The following is a 19,234-nucleotide window of genomic DNA, read 5'->3' as shown; positions in this document are numbered from 1 at the left end:
TTGAAACACATGTGTGCCCTGAACCGCCCGTGCTGAGCGGATTCATCGTTCTGTCACACCGACTGTTTCAGCCATGAGACAGCCTTGAGGCGGGGCCGCCTATGCGCGGCCACGGGGGCACTGTCTCAACGCTGATACAGCACGGCCATCACTTCGCCTTGCTTTGATCCCAACCCTCTGAATTTCAAAAACAAATAAAAAGCGGCACGCGTTCTGCTCTCTCCCTTACAGCGCTGTTTAGGGTCAGCGCTAAGAATAAGGAACACTGCCGTGGACACACAGACTTCAGGCTCACTGAGCCTCCTGCTGATCAGCTGCGTATTGAGTGCCGGCGCAAGCCTTCCAGTGCTCGCGGCAGGTGATGGCGTGATCGTGATTGAGCGCCAGGTTCAACCGTATGTCATCGGCCGCTCACGCGGCGTCGACCCCTACCCCAACACCGTCAATGCCAACCCGTCAGCGCAAGTGCTGCGCGCCTCCACCAATGAACTCAGCGACAACGACATTGGGCGCATCAGCAGCGGCTCAAGCATTACTCGCAGCATCATGCCCAACGGCGACATCACTGGTTTGAACACGATCGGCAGCGGTCCAGGCCTGGGCGCCAGCAGCGCGGCCGGCCACAGTGGCGGCGGCATTTCGGGCACGGTCAACGGTGCGATATCCAGCGGCCTCGCCCCGCTGAACAACATCAGCGGCATGGTCGGGGGGGCGATGAAATGAATCGCACCTGGATGCTACTGGCGGCGCTCGGTTGCACAGCGGCGATGGCCGACAGCAACAACAACGCCAACATCGATAACTCGGGCACGCAGTACAACGGCGTGGTCTCGATCAACCAGGCTGCGGGCGATCAGCAACAGTTGAGCAACAACGTCGCGATCGCTGTGGGCCACAACGCCCAGGCAACGGTGACCGTCACGCAAAAAATCAGCGGCGCTGCGGCCGACCGCGCGCTGAACGCCAGGACGACGATCCAGGGCAACGCTTTCAGCAATGGCAACGGTGCACTGAGCGTCAATCAGTCGGCCGGGGCCCAGAACCAGATGATCAATGCCGTGCGAATCAGCGTCAGCGCTGGCCCGCAGAGCATCGACGACAGCGTCATGTCGCAACAGAACGTTGCGCTTGCAACCGACTCAGGATTGACCTCTACCACTGGCAGCCGCCAGGTCGTGACCAGCGACCAGGCCTTCACCGGCAGCCGTGGAGTGGTTCAGGTCAACCAGAGCGCCGGGGTGGGGAACCGAGTGGCTAACACCCTGAATTTACGACTCAACTGATGGAGCTGAGTCGCTAGCTGGAACGTACCAACACTTAACCAACTAATAGAAGCAAGGAGATACACCATGAAAACTACAATGGCCCTCAAACCACTGGCTTTCGCTCTCGCTGCGCTCATGGCTGTTGCTGCTCAAGCGGGTCAACCCAACCATCATCCACAGTCTGCGCCAACGACCGCAGCGGCGACCACCCAAGACGGTCAAAGCAACCACGGCAACGTGGTGCTCAATGACAAAACCAAGAACAACGCTTCGGCAAATGACTCCTACAACAACATCAGCGGCGTGGCCAACGGCAACGTGCTGAGCGGCGACAACAACCAAGGCAAAAACGATGTCGCCATCGTATCCGGCGACGCCGACTTCGTATTCGCCAGCACCGGCACCGCACAGTCGAACACCGGCAACCTGGTGATCAACAGCGGCACCAAAAACAACGCATCCCTCAACGACAGCGGTAACCACGCTTCGGGCGTGATTCAACTGAACGCCGCATCGGGCACCTCCAACCAGGGCAGCAGCAGTGTTGCAATCGCCTCGGGTAATGGCGACAGCGGCGCCGCAACCGTCGCCGGCGTGCAGGACGTGTCGGGTAACCTGACCCAGAACCTGAGCAGCGGCCACGGCTGGAGCAGCAAACCGGTGGTCAACAACGCCAGCGTGAACAACTCGATGAACTTCAGCTCCGGCGTGTCGAACTCCAACGTTCTGTCGGGCAGCAACAACCAAGGTCAGAACAACGTCGCAATCACTCGCTTCTGATGCAGACAGGGCCTTGGCAACAAGGCCCTTTTTATTTCCAGTATCCAACAGGTCCTACGATCATGCGCTTCGGAGCACTCCTTCTGCTGCTGGCACTCACCGGCCCGACCTGGGCGGCGCAAATGGCCGTGGTCATGCCTAACGGCGCGGTGGTCTACAAGAAGGTCGAGAGCATCCGCGAGCGTAAGTTCGCCAACCTGGTGGAACAGAAAACCGACTTCAGCTGCGGCGCGGCCGCACTGGCGACTATCCTGCGCCAAGCCTATTGGATGGACGTGGATGAAGACCACGTCATCAAGGGCATGCTGGTCAACGCCGACCAGAACCTGGTGCGCACCCAGGGCTTTTCGATGCTGGACATGAAGCGCTACCTGGAAAGCATCCACATGCGCGCCAAGGGCTACCGGATCACCCCGCAAGTACTGATCACCGTGAAAGTGCCGGTGGTGGTGTTGCTGGATATTCGTGGCTACAAGCATTTCGTGGTGTTGCAACGGGCCGACAACGACTGGGTGTACGTCGGCGACCCCGTGCTGGGTAACAAGCGCTATGCCAAAGACGATTTCGTCAAAGGCTGGAACGGCATTGTGTTCGCGGTTATCGGCGAGGGCTACGACAAGGCCAACGCCCTGCTCACGCCGCCCAACCCACTGACCGCCAAGAGCCAACTGAACGAATTCAGCCCCGTACGCGACAGTGAATTGATGGACTTCGGTTTTATCCAGAGCGACTTCTTCTAGAAGCGCAATAAGGAGCAGGATGCTCCAGGAGCACACGATGAACACTCGAAGCTGGCTGACGGTCATGTGCCTGGCAGCCTCAGTACCTGCCTATGCTTCCTCGGCGTTCAAGCCGATCGAACTCAAGGACTCGGAAATGGCCGAGCTGCGTGGGCGTTATGTCATGCCGGGGCGGATTATCAGCTTCGGGATCGTCATGAGCAGCACCTGGACCAATGCCGCCGGTGCAACCGTTACCGGCACGGCCAATATGCAGGTCAGCTCAGCCACAGTGACCCCTCAGTTTTATGTGCAGGTGACCGGCAATGACGGCACCGGCATCACCCAGCAACCACAAGGCACTGGCACGGTCATCGGCGGCGCAGGCCTGGGCACCGGCCAGGGCGTGACGCAAAGCGTGCGCGCAGCGGGCGACGGCAACACCGCCAGCAACGGCGTGGACATCAACGTCACCCAAAACGGCCTGGCGCCTGCCAACTACGTGCAATCAGGGCAGGCGCTGATGGCTGGCCAGCCGATCACCGGCGGCACCGCTGCCGGCCAGGTGACGGTCACGGCCAATAACGGCGGGCTGCAAATGGCGCTTCAGGCCAGTAACAACCAGGGCAATGCGGTGCAGCAAATTGGCGGCGGCAACGTCCTGCAAGGCACGGTCATTCAAGGCAACAGCAACTTTGTGAACAACATGACCCAACTCAATGTGGTGCTGGGCAACAACGGTCTGAACAACCTCACGCAAAACCTGAATCTTGATCAACTCAAAGGCCTACGCCCCTCCGGATATTGAACTACGCTGAGCCACGACACTTACGCATTAGAAAGGGACGGCTTATTTCATGCATCGATCGTTATCGTTACGTGCCGTGGTTTGCTTGAGTACGCTCTTGCCTGCATCAATGCTATACGCCGCGCCGGATGCCGACATTGAGACCTTGAAGCAGGAACTGCTGGAACTCAAACAACGCTATGAAGTGCAGCAAAAAGCACTGGCCGTACTGGAACAACGCGTACGGCAGGTAGAAGACCAACCCGCAACTCCCGCTCCCAAACGCTTGGCCAAATCCCCCGCCGACTTCCAGAAAGGCGGCACCACCGTGGCCGGTCATACGCCTGGCGCAGGTGCGGCGGCCGCCTCGGGTGGCGCCGGCGGCGGCAGTTCCTACGGGCAAAGCCTCAAGGACGACTCGGCCCCGGCACAAAGCGTGAGCAACCTGTACAACGAAGCCAGCGGCTTTTTCGGTAACGGCAAGTTCAGCTTCGAAACCGGCCTTACCTATGCCCGCTACGATGCTCGCCAGCTTTCCCTCAACGGCTTTTTGGCCCTGGACTCCATCTTCCTGGGCAACATTAACCTGGACCGAATCAAATCCGACAGTTGGACCCTGGACCTGACCGGGCGCTACAACCTGGACAATCGCTGGCAGTTCGACTTGAACGTGCCGGTGGTGTACCGCGAGTCGACTTATCAGTCGGGCGGTGCCAACGGCGACTCCAATGCCACGTCCGAAGCGTCGGTGACCCGAGACCCGACCATCGGCGATGTCAACTTCGGCATTGCTTACAAGTTCCTGGATGAAAGCGCCAACCTGCCGGATGCAGTGGTGTCAGTGCGCGTCAAAGCCCCGACCGGCCAGGAGCCCTACGGCATCAAGCTGATCGAGCAAGCCAATAACAATAACCTTGCCGTGCCGGAAAGCCTGCCGACGGGCAACGGTGTGTGGTCGGTAACGCCAGGCATCTCTCTGGTGAAAACCTTCGATCCGGCGGTGCTGTTCGGCTCGCTGTCGTATACGCATAACTTCGAAGAGTCATTCGGCGATATCAGCCCTAACGTCAACCAGAAAGTCCCCGGCAAAATCAGCCTGGGCGACAGCTTCCAACTTGGCCTGGGGGTCGCCTTCGCCCTCAACGAGAAAATGAGCATGTCGTTTTCCGTGTCGGACCTGGTGCAGCGCAAAAGCAAGATCAAGCAAAACGGCCAGGACTGGCAGTCGGTGGTGTCCAGCGATGCCAACGCCGGTTATTTCAACGTGGGCATGACCATTGCCGCCTCGGAAAACCTGACCATCGTGCCGAACCTGTCGATCGGGATGACGGACGATGCGCCGGACTTTACCTTCAGCTTGAAATTCCCGTACTACTTTTAAGCCGCGCAAGGAAAAGCCCCGCAACGATAAGGGTCGTTGCGGGGCTTTCGTTTTACCCGCCCTAGCGGATCTGGTGTTTGTGCAGCAATCGGTAGAACGTCGGCCGGGAAACCCCCAGCACACGGGCTGCGACACTCAGGTTGTCGCTGTGCCGATTAAGCACATCGCACAGCGCCTGGCGTTCGGCGCGGTGCTTGTAATCTTCCAGTGTAGCCATCGGTGGCGCAATTGCCTGCTCGCCCAGCAAACCCAGGTCCGCCGCTTCGATCTGTCGTCCTTCGGCCAGCACCAGACCGCGGCGCACGCGATTGGCCAACTCGCGCACGTTGCCCGGCCAAGGGTGTTGCCCCATCGCTACCAGTGCATCCTCGCTGAAGCTGCGCGGGCGGCGCCCGGTTTCCTGACTGTAGAAGCGTGAAAAGTGGTTGGCCAGCATCGCTACATCGCCGTGGCGCTCACGCAAGGGCGCGGTGACCACCTGCAGCACATTCAGGCGGTAATACAGGTCTTCACGAAAGGTGCCCTTCTCAACCGCGGTTTCCAGGTCAACGTGGGTTGCCGCCAATACCCTTACATCCACGGGGATGGGTTGGCTGCCACCGACACGTTCGATTTGCTTCTCTTGCAAAAAGCGCAAGAGGTTGGCTTGCAGCTCCATCGGCAAATCACCGATTTCATCCAGAAACAACGTGCCACCGTGAGCCGCCTCAATGCGTCCGACCTTGCGCTGATGCGCGCCGGTAAACGCACCTTTTTCATGGCCGAACAGCTCGGACTGAATCAGGTGTTCGGGAATTGCACCGCAGTTGATGGCCACAAACGGCTTGGCGTGACGCTGGGATTTGCGGTGCAAGGTCTTGGCCACCAGCTCTTTACCGGTGCCGCTGTCACCGCGAATCAACACCGGCGATTCCGTAGGTGCCAGCTTGGCCAAAAGCTTGCGCAGTTCACGGATCGGCCGGCTGTCACCCAGCAATTCATGCTCGGGCTCATCGATCAGCGTCTGGCCTTTACCACGCAGGCGGGCCATGCCGAACGCACGCCCCAGCGTGACCTGCACGCGCGCCACGTCAAACGGCAAGGTGTGGAAGTCGAAAAACCACTCGCAGACGAAATCTCCGACATTTTGCAGGCGCAAAACGTCCTGGCTAAGCACCGCGATCCACTCGGTACCGCTGCGGCTGATCAACTCCTTGACCGCTTCCGGGCGCTCAAGGTGATAGGGCTGCAAGCGCAGCAGGCCAACGTCGCAAGACCGATCGCCGACGGTTCCAAGGGCGCAGCTGTCCACTTCCCATCCGGCGGCGCGCAGACCGGGCAGCAGTCCGTGGCAGTCATCACACGGATCGACCACAAGCAGACGACGCTGGACAGGTGTAACAACCATGACTATTCCTTGGCGCCAATATTCTTAAAGTTATTTAGAAACAAAGGTTTGTGAGGCCTGGCGCTAACACTAGCAAGGTATTGACGCGCGCCTTGTACCATTTCGCTATAAGTGTTGGCAGAAAGCCACTGCTGGAGGTTTCCAAGTAAAAAATCGCCGCGCACAGAAATGTTCATTGAGCTTTCAAAACAGCCGCTTACCTGACGTTGATCACGGAAAGTTAAAATTTCTTGCTCTAGCATGTGACCCGTACCCCGCCGTCGAGCATCAGTACAAGTAACTCGCCGTCTGGCTCGCCCAACCGACGGCACTCACTTGAATGGGCATTAGAGAGAAGACTCACATGAACGCCCCGCTCCGCATCAACGAAGCTCTTTTGATCGCAGACCGTGCTTTTCAGCCCTTTCAGTGCGTGGCCTGGCACGATGGCAATGGCGCCCTCAGCCTGAGCGTCATCGACCGCACCAACACGCGTATTGGCAGCAAACAGCTGTCCTCGAGCGCCTACACCGACCCGGCTCAGTTGGAAGATTTGTTGTTGAAGGCTCGCGCCGAACTCGACAAGGATGGTTATAAGTTGCAATCCTGGGCAATGCCCAAGTAAGACAACACAGCAACTTCCGATCATTGCCCTGGTGTAAAAACAATGATCGGAAGTTCAGTGCATCCGCGTTGGCCAGTGACGGCGCTTATCGCGCCGCCAGAATAAACCGCTCTAACGCTTGTGCAGCACCATCCTCGACATTGCTGCCGGTGACGACGCTGGCCTGACGTTTAACGGCCTCTTCTGCCTGGCCCATGGCAATCGACAAACCGGCCACATGAAACATCGCCGGGTCGTTGCCGCCGTCGCCAATGGCGGCTGTCTGCTCAAGCGGTACACCCAGGTGCGCAGCCAGGGCTTTCAAGGCATCCCCCTTGTTGGCCTGCATCGCCGTTACGTCCAGATAAATCGGTTGCGAACGCGACACATGGGCCAGCCCCTGAACCTTGGGCTGCAACTGCGCTTCAAGCTCGATCAGCAACTCAGCGTTGCGACTGGCCGCGACAATCTTGTCGACCCGATCCAGGTACGGCTCAAAACTCTCCACGACCAGTGGCCCATACCCCAGGCCAGCGGCTTCAACCGCCACCATCGGCCCGGGCGGGTCGCGCCGCAGCCATTCGCCGTCAGCAAACAGCCAGACTTCGACGCCCGGCTGCCCGGAGAACAGCGCCAACGTGACCAGCGCCGCTTCCGCCGGCAGATGATGGGCCAGCAGCACGCTGCCATCGGGATTGATCAACGTGCCGCCGTTAAAGCCTGCCACCGGCACGTCGATGCCGAACGTTTCGATCATCTGCATCATGGCCTTGGGCGGCCGCCCGCTGGCCAGGCTGAAAAACACGCCGGCGTCGCGCATGGCGCGCACCGTATCAATGGTGCGTTGACTGGGCGTGTGGTCGGGACGCAACAGCGTCCCGTCCATATCGCTCAGGACAAATCGGATAGGATGGATCGCGGCATCATTCATCCCAGGCTATGCCAGGTACGGCCATCGCGGGCCAGCAAGGCATCGGCCGCTGCCGGACCATCTTCACCGGCCTTATAGGCCTGGATGCCATCGTCCTCTTTCCAGGCGTCAAGGAACGGCTGCACCGCACGCCAGCCGTTTTCGATGTTGTCAGCGCGCTGGAACAGGGTCTGGTCACCGGTCATGCAGTCGTAGATCAGGGTTTCGTAACCCGTCGACGGCTGCATCTCGAAAAAGTCCTTGTAGTCAAAACCCAATTCGATATTGGCCATCTCCAGGGTTGGCCCAGGCTTTTTGGCCAGCAGGTCGAACCACATGCCTTCATTGGGCTGGATCTGGATTTTAAGGTAGGTGGGCTTGAGCTCATCCACTTCGGTATCGCGGAACTGCGCATACGGCGCGTGCTTGAAGCAGATCACGATTTCGGTGTCGCGAATGCTCATGCGCTTGCCGGTGCGCAAGTAGAACGGCACACCGACCCAGCGCCAGTTGTCGATCATCACCTTGAGGGCAACGAACGTCTCGGTGCTGCTGTCGGGCGCGACGTTGGCTTCTTCGCGGTAGCCGGGAAGCGTCTTGCCGGCGATCTCGCCAGCGGTGTACTGGCCGCGTACCGAGTTGGCCCGCGCATCTTCCAACGACCAGGGCCGGATGGCGCCGACGACTTTGGCCTTTTCACCACGTACCGCATCGGCACCAAACGCCGCCGGCGGCTCCATGGCTACCATTGCGAGCAACTGGAACAGGTGATTGGGCACCATGTCGCGCAGGGTGCCGGTTTTTTCAAAGAAATTTCCGCGGGTTTCCACGCCGACGGTCTCGGCCGCAGTGATTTGCACGTGGTCGATGTAATGATTGTTCCAGAACGCTTCAAACAACACGTTGGAGAAACGGCTGATCAGAATGTTCTGCACCGTTTCCTTGCCCAGGTAATGGTCGATGCGGTAGATCTGCTTCTCGCTCATTACCTTGAGCAGGCACGCGTTCAGCGCTTCGGCGGTGGCAAGGTCGGAACCGAAAGGTTTTTCGATCACGACACGACGGAAGCCCTCGTCGGTTTCGTTGAGCAAGCCGGCACTGCCCAGGCGCTGCACCACTTCACTGAAAAAGCGCGGCGCAGTCGCCAGGTAGAACACCGCATTACCGGTGCCGCTGTCGGCGATCTTCTTGCCGATGTCGGCGTAAGTGCTGTCGTCGAGGAAGTCGCCCTCGACGTAGCTGATGCCCTTGGCCAACTGTGCCCACAATTCAGGGTCGAGAGCGTTGTCGGCATTGCCCTTGACCTTGCTTGCGGCCTCGGTGCGGATGAAGTCTTCGAGTTTCTTGGCGAAGTCGGCATCACTGATGGCGTTGTGATCAACGCCCACAATGCGCAAACCTTCGCCCAGCAGCCCATCACGACTGAGGTTGTACAGCGCCGGCATGAGCAGGCGCTTGACCAGGTCGCCATGGGCGCCAAACAGAAAGAGTGTGGTGGGCGGAGCAGGTTCGGCTTTGGGTTTCTTGCCGTTGACGGTCATTTTTTGGAAGTCTCCACATGGCCGCCGAAGCCGAAGCGCATGGCAGACAGCATTTTGTCACCGTAGGTGCTCTGCTGACGGGAACGGAAGCGAGCGAACAGCGAGGTGGACAGCACCGGTACCGGCACCGCTTGCTCCATGGCCGCTTCGATGGTCCAGCGGCCTTCGCCACTGTCGGCCACGGAACCTGAGTAGCCGTCGAGCTTTGGATCGGTGGCCAGGGCGTCGGCGGTCAGGTCCAGCAACCAGGACGAGACCACGCTGCCACGGCGCCAGACTTCGGCGATGTCGGCGACGTTGAGATCAAAGCGCTGATCTTCCGGCAGGTTTTCCGAGTTTTTGGTCTTGAGGATGTCGAAGCCTTCGGCGAAGGCCTGCATCATTCCGTACTCGATGCCGTTGTGAATCATCTTCACAAAGTGCCCGGAGCCCGCTGGACCCGCATGGATATAGCCATGCTCGGCACGGCTGTCAGCCGAGGCGGAGCGGTCCTTGGTGCGAGGGATATTGCCCAGGCCCGGGGCCAGGCTGGCGAAGATCGGGTCGAGGCGCTGTACAGTCTCGGCGTCGCCACCGATCATCATGCAGTAGCCACGCTCCAGGCCCCAGACGCCGCCGGAGGTGCCGACGTCGACATAGTGCAGGCCTTTTTCCGACAGGGCTTTAGCGCGACGTACGTCGTCTTTATAGTTGGTGTTGCCGCCGTCGATGATCACGTCACCGTCTTCAAGCAGCTCACTGAGTTCATTGATGGTGTTTTCGGTCGGGTCGCCTGCAGGCAGCATGACCCAGATGGCGCGAGGCTTTTGCAGCCCGGCTACCAAGGCCTTCAAGTCGGCAACGCCTGTGGCGCCCTCCTCGCTCAAGCCTTTGACGAATGCTTCGTTACGGTCGTATACAACGGTGGTATGCCCATTGAGCATCAGGCGCCGCGCAATGTTACCGCCCATGCGGCCTAGTCCGATAATCCCCAGTTGCATGTGCTGATGCTCCTAACTGCTAAATAAATGTGTGACATAGTTTATAGCGCAATGAGGCTAATGAGGGTTAGTCCAGAGCGGATCCTTGTAGTTTCATGACAAAAAAAGGCCATCGTTTCAGCATCACGGCCGCAAAAGTCACAGCGACCATCAAAAATAAAAAAGTTCCATTGATTCAAAAAAGAATTCAGAATCGCTGCGACTGTTGCCGAGGACCTCGATTAAGCGTTCCGGCACCGCGATCTACCGGCTATTTGCGAGGTAAGCAATGAGCACAGCACAGACGATGCGCCCGCCACAGACCCTCTATGTCACCGTCCGTCGCGACGAACTGCGCCAGTTGAAAGACGAGCGCGATCAGCTGCAGCAGGAAGTCTTGCGCCTGCGCTCACACCTTCAGGCGCAAATCAATCAAACGTCCGGGCCTCAGCCCGCACTTTGCTGAACGTGGGCTGAACGAAGCGTTCAGGAATAACTCACGAAGTTTTCACATCCTCCTCCCGATACTCCCGCCGAATAGGGCCACCCACATGCGGTAGCCCTCTGCTGCGCGTATTCCTGCGCGGCAACTGGCAATTATCGGGTTGGAGCGCTGGATGGCGATGTTCAAACGCAGCACGAAGTCTGCGAAAGGCTTTGATTGGGCCGGCCTTGGCTGGTTGTTTCTGTTTTTCTGGTATTTCTCGGGTATTACCCAACTGCTGATCCAGCTGACCGGCACTTCCGGCTTCAGCGGATTTCGCCAAGCCTTCTTCCTGAGTGCGTTCTGGCTCGCGCCCATGCTGCTGTTCCCGCGCCGTACGCGCCTGCTCGCCGCCTTGATCGGCGTTGTGCTGTGGGCCTGCTCCATGGCCAGCCTGGGTTATTTCTTCATTTACCAGCAGGAATTTTCCCAAAGCGTCATCTTCATCATGTTCGAGTCGAACATCTCTGAAGCTGGCGAATACGCCACTCAATACTTTGCCTGGTGGATCGTGCTGGCATTCATTGCCCACACTGCCCTGGCGATTTTCCTGTGGACCCGCCTGCGCCCGGTTTACCTGCCGCGCGGTCAGTCGATTCTCGCGGCCACCGCGATTGTCCTGGCGGTGGTCGGTTATCCGTTGGTGAAACAGATTGCAACCAACCCCACCATGGAACTGGCCATCGATGGCTTCGAGTCGCGGGTAGAGCCTGCCGTGCCGTGGCAGATGATCGTCGCCTATCGCCGCTACACCGAGCAGCTGAACAGCATGCAAGGCATGCTCACGAGTGCCAGCCAGATCCCGCCCTTGAAGAACCTCAAGGACAGCATGGCCGGCCAGCCGTCGACCCTGGTACTGGTAATCGGTGAGTCCACCAACCGCCAGCGCATGAGCCTTTACGGCTACCCGCGCAATACCACGCCGGAACTGGACAAGCTGCGCGACCAACTGGCGGTCTTCGATAACGTCATCACGCCGCGCCCCTATACGATTGAAGCGCTGCAACAGGTGCTGACCTTTGCCGACGAAGAAAACCCTGACCTGTACCTCAAAACGCCGTCGATTGTCAGCGTGATGAAACAGGCTGGCTACAAAACCTACTGGATCACCAACCAGCAGACGATGACCAAGCGCAACACCATGCTCACGACCTTTTCCGAACAGGCCGACGAGCAGGTGTACCTCAATAACAACCGCAACCAGAACGCCCGCCAGTACGACGGCGACGTGCTGGCACCGTTCGCCAAGGCCCTGGCCGACCCCACCGAGCGCAAGTTCATCGTGGTCCACCTGTTGGGCACCCACATGAGCTACCAGTACCGTTATCCGCCGACCTTTGACAAATTCACCGATCGTCAGGGCGTACCGCCAGGCATCAGCGACCAACAGTTGCCCACTTACAACAGCTACGACAACGCGGTGCTTTACAACGACTTCGTGGTGTCGAGCCTGATCAAGGACTACGCCAAGACCGACCCCAACGGCTTCCTGCTGTACCTGTCGGACCACGGCGAAGACGTATTCGACTCGGCCGGCCATGGCACGCTGGGGCGCAACGAAGGCAAGCCGACGGCACCGATGTACACCATTCCGTTCATGGCGTATGCCTCGCCGAAGTGGCGCGAAACCCACGACTGGAGTTTCGCCAGCGACCTGCAACGCCCTTACAGCAGCTCGCAACTGATTCACACCTGGGCGGACATGGCCGGGCTGAGCTTTGATGAATGGGACCGCAGCAAAAGCCTGGTCAATGACAGCTTCAAGGCGCGCCCGCGGATGATTGGCGACCCGTATATAGGACAGAAAAAAGGCCTTATCGATTTCAGCTTGATCAAGCCGAAGAAGGTCGATGCCGCCGAAGTGGTGGTCAAGTAGTCACCGGCTTTGTAACACAAAGATAACAATCATTCTCGTTTGAGCCTAAAGTTCCCCCGCTCCTTTCGTCTTTGAGCCATGCCTTCCCTTTCCGGGTGGCATCAAAGACGACAAGGAGTCCGCTGCGATGTTCGCGCCTTTTACCCGTTCCATGACCCTCACCTTTGGCCTGTTCGGCGCCGTTGCAAGCCCGGAGCTGATGGCTGATACCGACCCCGAACACCTGCCGGCCAAAGCCTACGAACTGGGTGCGACCAGCATCACCGCCGAAGGCCTGGGCACCACCACCGAGCACACCGGGGCTTACACCACCGGCTCGATGAGCACCGCCACCAAGCTGAACCTGTCCATCAAGGAAACTCCGCAATCCATTTCGGTGATCAGCCGCCAGCAGATGGATGACTTCAATCTCAATACCCTCACCGATGCCTTGCGCCAGACCACCGGCGTTACGGTGCAGCACCTGGATTCGGACCGGGCGAGTTACTCTTCCCGCGGCTACTCGATCAGTAACTTCCAGATCGACGGCATGCTCAATACCTTTGGCCGCATGAAGTCCGACGCCGACACCATCATCTACGACCGCATCGAGGTTGTGCGCGGCGCCACCGGCCTGACGACCGGGGCGGGCGACCCTTCTGCCACCGTGAACATGATCCGCAAGCGCCCCACCACTGAGTGGCAAGCCAAAACCGGCGTCAGCGGTGCCAGCCATGACAACTACTACAGCTATATCGATGTAGGCGGCCCACTGGCGTTTGACGGGCGACTGCGTGGCCGCACCGTGCTGGCGTACCGTGACAGCCAGTCCTTTCGCGACAGCTATGCGATGCAACGGGAAGTGGGCTACGGCATCCTCGAAGCCGACCTGACGGACAACACCGTTGTCGCCGTGGGTTTGGACTACCAGAACAAGCATGTGCAGGGCAGCTCCTGGGGCACCCTGCCCTATTGGAACAGCGATGGCAGCAAGGCTCGGCTGTCGCGTTCCGCCAACCTGGCGACCGACTGGAGCTCCTGGCCGCTTAAAGACAAAACCACCTTTGCCTCCATCGAGCATAAGCTGTCTGCAGACTGGCACCTGAAAGCTGCCTACACCCATCGCCAAAGCGACACGGACGGCAAGGTGTATTACGGCGGCGCCGGCTTTCCCAATCCGGATGGCAGCGGCATGACGGCCTGGACCAACCAGATGGTCGGCACATCGAAAATGGACGTGGTGGATTTGAATATCGCCGGTTCTTATTCAATGCTGGGGCGCGAGCATGAATTGATGGTTGGGTACGGCGAATCCGAACAGCGCGATACGGCGCCTTTTCAGCGCGTCAATAATCAGCAGGGCTACACGGACATCAAAGATTGGCGACACATGAGTGGCATCGCCAAGTTCCCGGACCGCACCACTGGCCTCAAGGGCGAGCACAGCAACCGAAAACAGAAGGCGGGTTACCTCGCCACACGCCTGAGCCTGACCGACCGGCTGCATGCCGTATTGGGCAGCCGCTATGGCAGTTGGGAAATCGAAAGCGTCTCACCTGAATACAACACCGATAACCAACTGACCCAATCCACTAAAACCCGTCAGACCCACAACGACATGTGGACGCCTTACGCTGGCCTGCTTTACGACCTCACACCCGAATACACCGTGTACGCCAGCTACACCGATATTTTCAACCCGCAAACCGCGCGGGATTCCAGCAAGAAGTATTTGGAGCCGGTGGTGGGCAGCAACTATGAAATAGGCCTCAAAGGCAGCCTGTTGAACGAACGCCTGAACCTGGCGACGGCGTATTTCTGGAGCACCCAGGATAACGTGGCCGAACTGGACAACAACGCCGCGCCGGACCCGGTCAGCAGCGAGCAGTTCTACACCGCCAGCGGCAAAGGCAACAAGGTGCAGGGCTTTGAAGTTGAGGTGTCAGGTGAAGTCATGCCGGACTGGAATCTGTCTGCGGGCTATACCTATACCCACTCGACGAATGGTGACAAGCAGCGCAACAACACCAATCTGCCGCTCAATCTGCTGAAAGTCTCGACGGCCTATCGCCTGCCGGGTGAGTGGCGCGGGTTGACGGTGGGCGGCGCGGTAAATTGGCAGAGCGATTTTTACGATTTCGCTGACCGACCAACAGGCGGCCGCGACGAGAACGGCTACCTGAACACCGAGAGCACCAAAATCACCCAACAGGCCTACACCGTGGTCAACCTGATGTCGCGCTACCAATTTGACGAACATGTTTCAGCGTCGCTTAACATTAACAATCTATTTGATAAAAAGTATTACGAACGTGTCGGCTTTTATAATGGTGTGTATTGGGGCGACCCGCGATCCGTCACGCTTGCGCTGGACTGGAAGCTTTAAATCGCTGACCCGAAGTTAACAAAATCGTTAACTTCGGGGCCCCAAGCCGTTAATTCCCACTTAATAAGATCGCCCCACAATCGCCCCATGAATCTGATCACGGACGAGGCGGATACCGATCACACTTAATGGGGATACCTCTTATGAAACTTTCGACCTTGATGCTTGCCAGCCTGATGACCCTGACTTCCGTAGCCGCCTTCGCAGAAGGCGGTTCAGAGCGCTCGAAGGAGTTCTATAACAACTTCACCTTCATGCAACAGAAGACTCATGGCACCACTGACCAAACAGCGATTGCCGATGGCAAGAATGTAAAGACCCACACGGTTGAACAATCCAGTGAAGAGCCGCAACCCAATAGCTGATTTAATACTTAGTTAATCCGCATTGCCCTGTGCCATCCCGCTCCGTTGGCAAAGGTTAACTTGGCGCCATTTAATGGCGCCTTTTTTTTGCACGTTATTTATCAAAGTGCTTTGTTCCACAACGGCCTGCGCCCCTGTGCCGGATCAAAGATCCGATTCATCAAAACCAAACTTGCGATACGCGGCCTGTGCCACGTCATTACCCTCGAGCACTTCAAGGGTGATCTTGCAGCAACCACGCTGCCGGGCGATTTTCCCTAACCTTTTGCAGCATTTTCTGACTCAGGCCCAGGCGTCGGCGTGCACCGCATTGGTGTAGCTGGCTTGCAGCACCAGCGTGTCTGGGATGTCCATTTGCTTCCTCGATGACGCGCCGTGCGCGAAAAGACTCCTAGGTCCCGAAGCGCTGCAGTTGCATCTCCTGCAAGCGACTGAGCGTGCGGCGGAACGGAAACTCCAGGTAGCCTTCGGTGTAGAGGCTTTCCAGCGGCACCTGGGCTTCGATATACAAGGGCACCTTGCGGTCATAGCACTCGTCCACCAGGGCGATAAAACGTCGCACACTGTCATCGTGCACCGACAACTGCGGCAGCTCGCGGTCACCGGCCACCACACGTTGGGCTGCGTCTTCGGTGCCACGGGCGATTCGGGCCGGGCGTTGTTGCGCGCTCAAGCAGGGGACGTCACCCAACAGGATGGCCGTGAAGCGATCACACAGCAGCATGAAGTCCATGGCGGCCAGCGGCCGCTCGCACAGCTCGGCGTAACGACACCAGAGCACCGTGTCGCAGGATTGCACCGCCACAATCGAGCGCAAGCCGACACTGATTGGCCCGCTGCGCACCGCCTGCCCTGCGCTCAATTGCTTGAACAGCGTCGCGAGCGCATCCGGCTGGTTCACCCAGTAGCGCTGCAGCCCCACGCCGGGATGCAAACGATGATCTTCGCCACCGTCTACCGCCACCACCTGCATATGCTGTTTGATCGCCTCGATGCCTGGCACAAACCGCTCGCGGTTGAAGCCGTCGGCGTAGAGCTGATCGGGCGGCTGATTGGACGTGCTGACCATCACCACGCCCTGATCAAACATGACCTGGAACAAACGGCCGAGAATGATCGCATCGCCAATGTCATTGACGAACAGTTCGTCAAAACACAGCACGCGCACTTGCTGACTCAGCTCGCGGGCCAACGCCTGCAGAGGGTCTTGGATACCCGTGAGTTGAAACAGACGCTGATGCACCCACCCCATGAAATGATGAAAATGCTGACGGCGTGCTGGCACCCGCAAGCTTTGATAGAACTGGTCCATCAACCAGGTCTTGCCCCGCCCCACCGGCCCCCATAGGTACACACCGGACACTGGCGAAAGGCCCTGGTGCAGGGCTTCGTGGCAGTGTTGCAGGGCTTCAACCGCCCGGCGCTGGGCCTCGTCTGGCACGAAACCGGGCTGGGTAGTGGCGTATTGATAAGCGGCGAGAGGCGAGTCGAAAGTCATGCGCGCCAGTATGACTTACACAGAGATATCCAGCCGCGAAATCTTGCCCTGCTCGTTCAGTCGAAAGGTGTAGCGCAGCTCCAGCGGGCTGCCGGGGAAATTACCGGAAACCACATTGCTGACCAACACTTTGCCGGTGCGATGCTGCACGTTCAGCACTTCAACCCGAGGCTGATAACGACGCCCGGTGTCTTCCATCCAGCGCGCAATCGCGGCGGTGCCGACTTGATGCTCACCCTCATCAAACACATTGGCATCGTCGGCAAAACACTCGGCAATGGTTGAGGTGTTGCGAGTATTGGTCGCGGCGATGTAGGCCACAATCGCGGGTGCCAACTCAGGAATGGACATGGCGCAGCTCCTTTTTAATGATTTATGACGCCATGCTAAGCCAGGGTTGTGTCAGTTTTTGTCAGGAGTAAACGGCGCGGACTCGTTCTGCTCCATCAGCTTGCGCCAGGCTCGCAACAGGTCACTGCGTCGGCCAGGGTAGCGATCACCCTGAGCTTCGGCCGCGGCCACTCGGTCAGTGCGAAAGGTGCGATAAGCGCCGCGCAACTCGCACCAGGCCACAATCACGCGCACGTCATTGAGAAAACCCAGGGCCAGCGGCCAGATCAGGCGCTGGCTCTGGGTTTGGCTGGCGTCGGCGTAATCGATTTGCAGCTTGGCCTGGTTGCGGATCGCCTCGCGAAACACATTCAGCGGCACGCGATTTTCCGGGTAACCGAACCCCGGAGGGCCGGGCAACAGCGTGGGGTTGCGCAATGCTTCCTGGGCGGCGGGATCAAGCACATCGGCGATTTTCGCCAACGCATTGGCCGCGGCGCGGCTCAGCACATCGTCGCCACGTTGGTCGACATAACGCAGGCCCAGCACGATCGCTTCGGTTTCCTCGGCGTTCAGCATTAATGGCGGCAGAAACAGCCCGCTGCGCAACACGTACCCTACTCCGGCCTCGCCAAAAATCGGTGCCCCCAGCGCTGTCAATTCAGCGATATCGCGATACAGCGTGCGCTCGGACACCTCCAGTTGCGCCGCCAGTACGGCGGCCGTCACCGGGCGTTTCTTGCCCCGCAGGGCCTGCAACAAGGTCAGCAATCGTGTGGTACGCGACACGTCAAACCCACCGAGAAAGGAACAAGTACCGAAGCTTAACAGAGCCTCCTGTCAGAAAACGTCAGCAGTAAAAAAGCCCCTTGACCGAATAAATTACGAGGATCATATTAAATACATGTTTCAAGACATGTAAAAAATCACCCCACAGGAGTCTTTGTATGCGCAGTAAAGTTTTTGGTCGCCGCAGCGGCCTGCAGGTATCGGAACTGGCCCTGGGCACCGGTAATTTCGGCACAGGTTGGGGCCATGGCGCCGAGCGCGAAGAAGCCAGGCAGATCTTCGATGGCTACCTCGAAGCAGGAGGCAACTTCCTGGATACCGCCAACGGCTACCAGTTCGGCCAGGCCGAAAAGCTGCTGGGGGAATTTATCGCCGCCGAGCGCGATAACCTGGTGGTCGCCACCAAATACAGCCTGCGCACCCAGCCGTCCGATGACGGCACGCTCAAGCTCGGTAACAACCGCAAAAACATGGTGCGTGCCGTCGAGGAGAGTCTCAAGCGCTTGAACACCGACCGCATCGACCTGCTCTGGGCGCACATGAGCGATAACGTCACGCCGATGGAAGAGATCCTGCGCGGCTTCGATGACTTGGTGCGTGCCGGCAAGATCCACTACGCCGGCCTCTCCAACTTTCCCGCCTGGCGTATCGCCCGCGCGGATCTGTTGGCCGAAGTGCGCAGCTTTGCGCCGATCATCGGCGTCCAGGTGGAATACAGCCTGGCCGAGCGCAGCGCCGACCGCGAGTTGCTGCCGATGGCCGAAGCGTTGGGCCTGGGCGCCACGCTGTGGTCGCCGTTGGGCGGTGGTTTCCTCACCGGCAAATACCGTGAAACGCAGGACGACAACCGCGCCAACAAACTGGGCATGCTGATCCACTCGGAAAAGAGCGCCCGCGAAACCGCCGTACTCGACACCCTGCTGGCAGTCGCCGGCGAACTCGACGCCAGCCCCACCCACGTCGCCATTGCCTGGCTGCGCGAAAAAGCCCGCCGCTCGACCACCGCGCTGATCCCGATCCTCGGCTCTCGCACCCGCGCGCAGCTCGATGCAACCCTGGGTGCGCTGAACGTGCAACTGTCGGCCGAACAAGTGACCCGCCTGGATGGCGCCAGCGCCCTGCCGCTGGGCGTTCCGCACGCAATCATAGCCGAGCGTTTCCCTACCGACACCGGCTTGGACGCCCCTCGCCCACCCGTTATCTAAGGCGAAAAAA

20 protein-coding genes and 1 pseudogene are annotated in these 19,234 nt (G+C 59.0%); 12 read left to right on the top strand and 9 right to left on the bottom strand.

Translation table 11 applies throughout. The features are described 5' to 3' along the window. Positions 1-270: 270 nt before the first annotated feature. The 6 genes from ACM530_RS23735 (at position 271) to ACM530_RS23710 (ending at position 4,932) form a co-directional block, all read left to right on the top strand. The gene (locus tag ACM530_RS23735) at positions 271-723 is read left to right on the top strand and encodes a hypothetical protein (protein WP_416363303.1); all 453 of its coding nucleotides are present in this window, start codon (positions 271-273) and stop codon (positions 721-723) included. After that, positions 720-1,283: an adhesin gene (locus ACM530_RS23730; protein ID WP_404483101.1), complete on the top strand. Its 564-nt coding sequence runs from the start codon at positions 720-722 to the stop codon at positions 1,281-1,283. The genes ACM530_RS23735 and ACM530_RS23730 overlap by 4 nt, the downstream gene beginning before the upstream one ends. 66 nt (positions 1,284-1,349) lie before the next feature. Continuing rightward, positions 1,350-2,045: a heme utilization protein gene (locus ACM530_RS23725; RefSeq protein WP_145165700.1), complete on the top strand. Its 696-nt coding sequence runs from the start codon at positions 1,350-1,352 to the stop codon at positions 2,043-2,045. 62 nt (positions 2,046-2,107) lie between these two features. Then, complete coding sequence (locus tag ACM530_RS23720) at positions 2,108-2,785, top strand: C39 family peptidase (protein WP_416363302.1); 678 nt, start codon at positions 2,108-2,110, stop codon at positions 2,783-2,785. Positions 2,786-2,822: 37 nt separating this feature from the next. Further along, positions 2,823-3,572 (top strand): hypothetical protein, encoded by a 750-nt coding sequence (locus ACM530_RS23715; RefSeq protein ID WP_242198334.1) that lies wholly within the window; start codon positions 2,823-2,825, stop codon positions 3,570-3,572. 49 nt (positions 3,573-3,621) lie between these two features. Then, a complete protein-coding gene (locus ACM530_RS23710; RefSeq protein ID WP_416363301.1) occupies positions 3,622-4,932 on the top strand; it encodes a hypothetical protein in 1,311 nt (436 codons plus the stop codon). A 61-nt stretch (positions 4,933-4,993) separates the two neighbouring features. On the opposite strand, the gene ACM530_RS23705 is transcribed toward ACM530_RS23710, so the two are convergent. Both ACM530_RS23705 and ACM530_RS23700 read right to left on the bottom strand, forming a co-directional pair. Then, complete coding sequence (locus ACM530_RS23705) at positions 4,994-6,319, bottom strand: sigma-54 dependent transcriptional regulator (protein ID WP_145165704.1); 1,326 nt, start codon at positions 6,317-6,319, stop codon at positions 4,994-4,996. Between the two features lie 2 nt (positions 6,320-6,321). After that, the gene (locus tag ACM530_RS23700; RefSeq protein WP_416363300.1) at positions 6,322-6,561 is read right to left on the bottom strand and encodes a hypothetical protein; all 240 of its coding nucleotides are present in this window, start codon (positions 6,559-6,561) and stop codon (positions 6,322-6,324) included. Positions 6,562-6,662: 101 nt separating this feature from the next. Between ACM530_RS23700 and ACM530_RS23695 the strand changes: the two genes are divergently transcribed. Continuing rightward, the gene (locus ACM530_RS23695; RefSeq protein ID WP_416363299.1) at positions 6,663-6,923 is read left to right on the top strand and encodes a hypothetical protein; all 261 of its coding nucleotides are present in this window, start codon (positions 6,663-6,665) and stop codon (positions 6,921-6,923) included. 85 nt (positions 6,924-7,008) lie between these two features. On the opposite strand, the gene ACM530_RS23690 is transcribed toward ACM530_RS23695, so the two are convergent. Genes ACM530_RS23690 through gnd form a run of 3 tightly spaced genes read right to left on the bottom strand, consistent with a single transcriptional unit; the run spans position 7,009 to position 10,333 of the window. Continuing rightward, positions 7,009-7,833: an HAD family hydrolase gene (locus tag ACM530_RS23690; RefSeq protein ID WP_262206108.1), complete on the bottom strand. Its 825-nt coding sequence runs from the start codon at positions 7,831-7,833 to the stop codon at positions 7,009-7,011. Further along, positions 7,830-9,353, bottom strand: a complete 1,524-nt coding sequence (gene zwf, locus ACM530_RS23685; protein WP_416363298.1) for a glucose-6-phosphate dehydrogenase — start codon at positions 9,351-9,353, stop codon at positions 7,830-7,832. The genes ACM530_RS23690 and zwf overlap by 4 nt, the downstream gene beginning before the upstream one ends. Next, positions 9,350-10,333: a phosphogluconate dehydrogenase (NAD(+)-dependent, decarboxylating) gene (gene gnd, locus ACM530_RS23680; protein ID WP_065906492.1), complete on the bottom strand. Its 984-nt coding sequence runs from the start codon at positions 10,331-10,333 to the stop codon at positions 9,350-9,352. Before gnd ends, zwf begins: the two co-directional genes overlap by 4 nt. Before the next feature lie 268 nt (positions 10,334-10,601). On the opposite strand from gnd, the gene ACM530_RS23675 reads away from it, so the two are divergent. From ACM530_RS23675 to ACM530_RS23660, 4 genes are all read left to right on the top strand, one after another. Then, the gene (locus ACM530_RS23675; protein ID WP_404483104.1) at positions 10,602-10,778 is read left to right on the top strand and encodes a DUF6026 family protein; all 177 of its coding nucleotides are present in this window, start codon (positions 10,602-10,604) and stop codon (positions 10,776-10,778) included. Between the two features lie 151 nt (positions 10,779-10,929). Next, positions 10,930-12,672, top strand: a complete 1,743-nt coding sequence (locus ACM530_RS23670) for a phosphoethanolamine transferase CptA (RefSeq protein WP_124417718.1) — start codon at positions 10,930-10,932, stop codon at positions 12,670-12,672. Between the two features lie 127 nt (positions 12,673-12,799). Beyond that, on the top strand, positions 12,800-15,037 hold the full coding sequence (locus ACM530_RS23665; RefSeq protein ID WP_416363297.1) for a TonB-dependent siderophore receptor: 2,238 nt from the start codon (positions 12,800-12,802) through the stop codon (positions 15,035-15,037). Between the two features lie 143 nt (positions 15,038-15,180). Next, entirely contained in the window at positions 15,181-15,402 is a 222-nt protein-coding gene (locus ACM530_RS23660; RefSeq protein ID WP_145165709.1) for a hypothetical protein, read from the top strand. 101 nt (positions 15,403-15,503) lie between these two features. Here the strand turns inward: ACM530_RS23660 and ACM530_RS23655 are convergent. The 4 genes and pseudogenes from ACM530_RS23655 to ACM530_RS23640 all read right to left on the bottom strand — a co-directional run. Further along, positions 15,504-15,700 (bottom strand): annotated as a pseudogene (locus tag ACM530_RS23655) (GNAT family N-acetyltransferase); the annotation flags it as partial. Between the two features lie 93 nt (positions 15,701-15,793). Further along, positions 15,794-16,900 carry a cell division protein ZapE gene (gene zapE / locus ACM530_RS23650; RefSeq protein ID WP_416363296.1) on the bottom strand — a complete coding sequence of 369 codons (1,107 nt, stop codon included), beginning with the start codon at positions 16,898-16,900 and terminating at the stop codon, positions 15,794-15,796. A gap of 15 nt (positions 16,901-16,915) precedes the next feature. Continuing rightward, positions 16,916-17,251, bottom strand: coding sequence for a nuclear transport factor 2 family protein (locus tag ACM530_RS23645; RefSeq protein ID WP_404483108.1), 336 nt, complete (start codon positions 17,249-17,251; stop codon positions 16,916-16,918). 51 nt (positions 17,252-17,302) lie between these two features. After that, the gene (locus ACM530_RS23640; RefSeq protein WP_145165712.1) at positions 17,303-18,019 is read right to left on the bottom strand and encodes a helix-turn-helix transcriptional regulator; all 717 of its coding nucleotides are present in this window, start codon (positions 18,017-18,019) and stop codon (positions 17,303-17,305) included. Between the two features lie 158 nt (positions 18,020-18,177). Between ACM530_RS23640 and ACM530_RS23635 the strand changes: the two genes are divergently transcribed. Beyond that, positions 18,178-19,224, top strand: coding sequence for an aldo/keto reductase (locus tag ACM530_RS23635; protein ID WP_416363295.1), 1,047 nt, complete (start codon positions 18,178-18,180; stop codon positions 19,222-19,224). Positions 19,225-19,234: the final 10 nt, after the last annotated feature.

The organism is Pseudomonas sp. NFX183 (assembly GCF_047943075.1).
Lineage (GTDB): Bacteria > Pseudomonadota > Gammaproteobacteria > Pseudomonadales > Pseudomonadaceae > Aquipseudomonas.
This window is presented reverse-complemented; position numbering and strand designations above follow the sequence as displayed.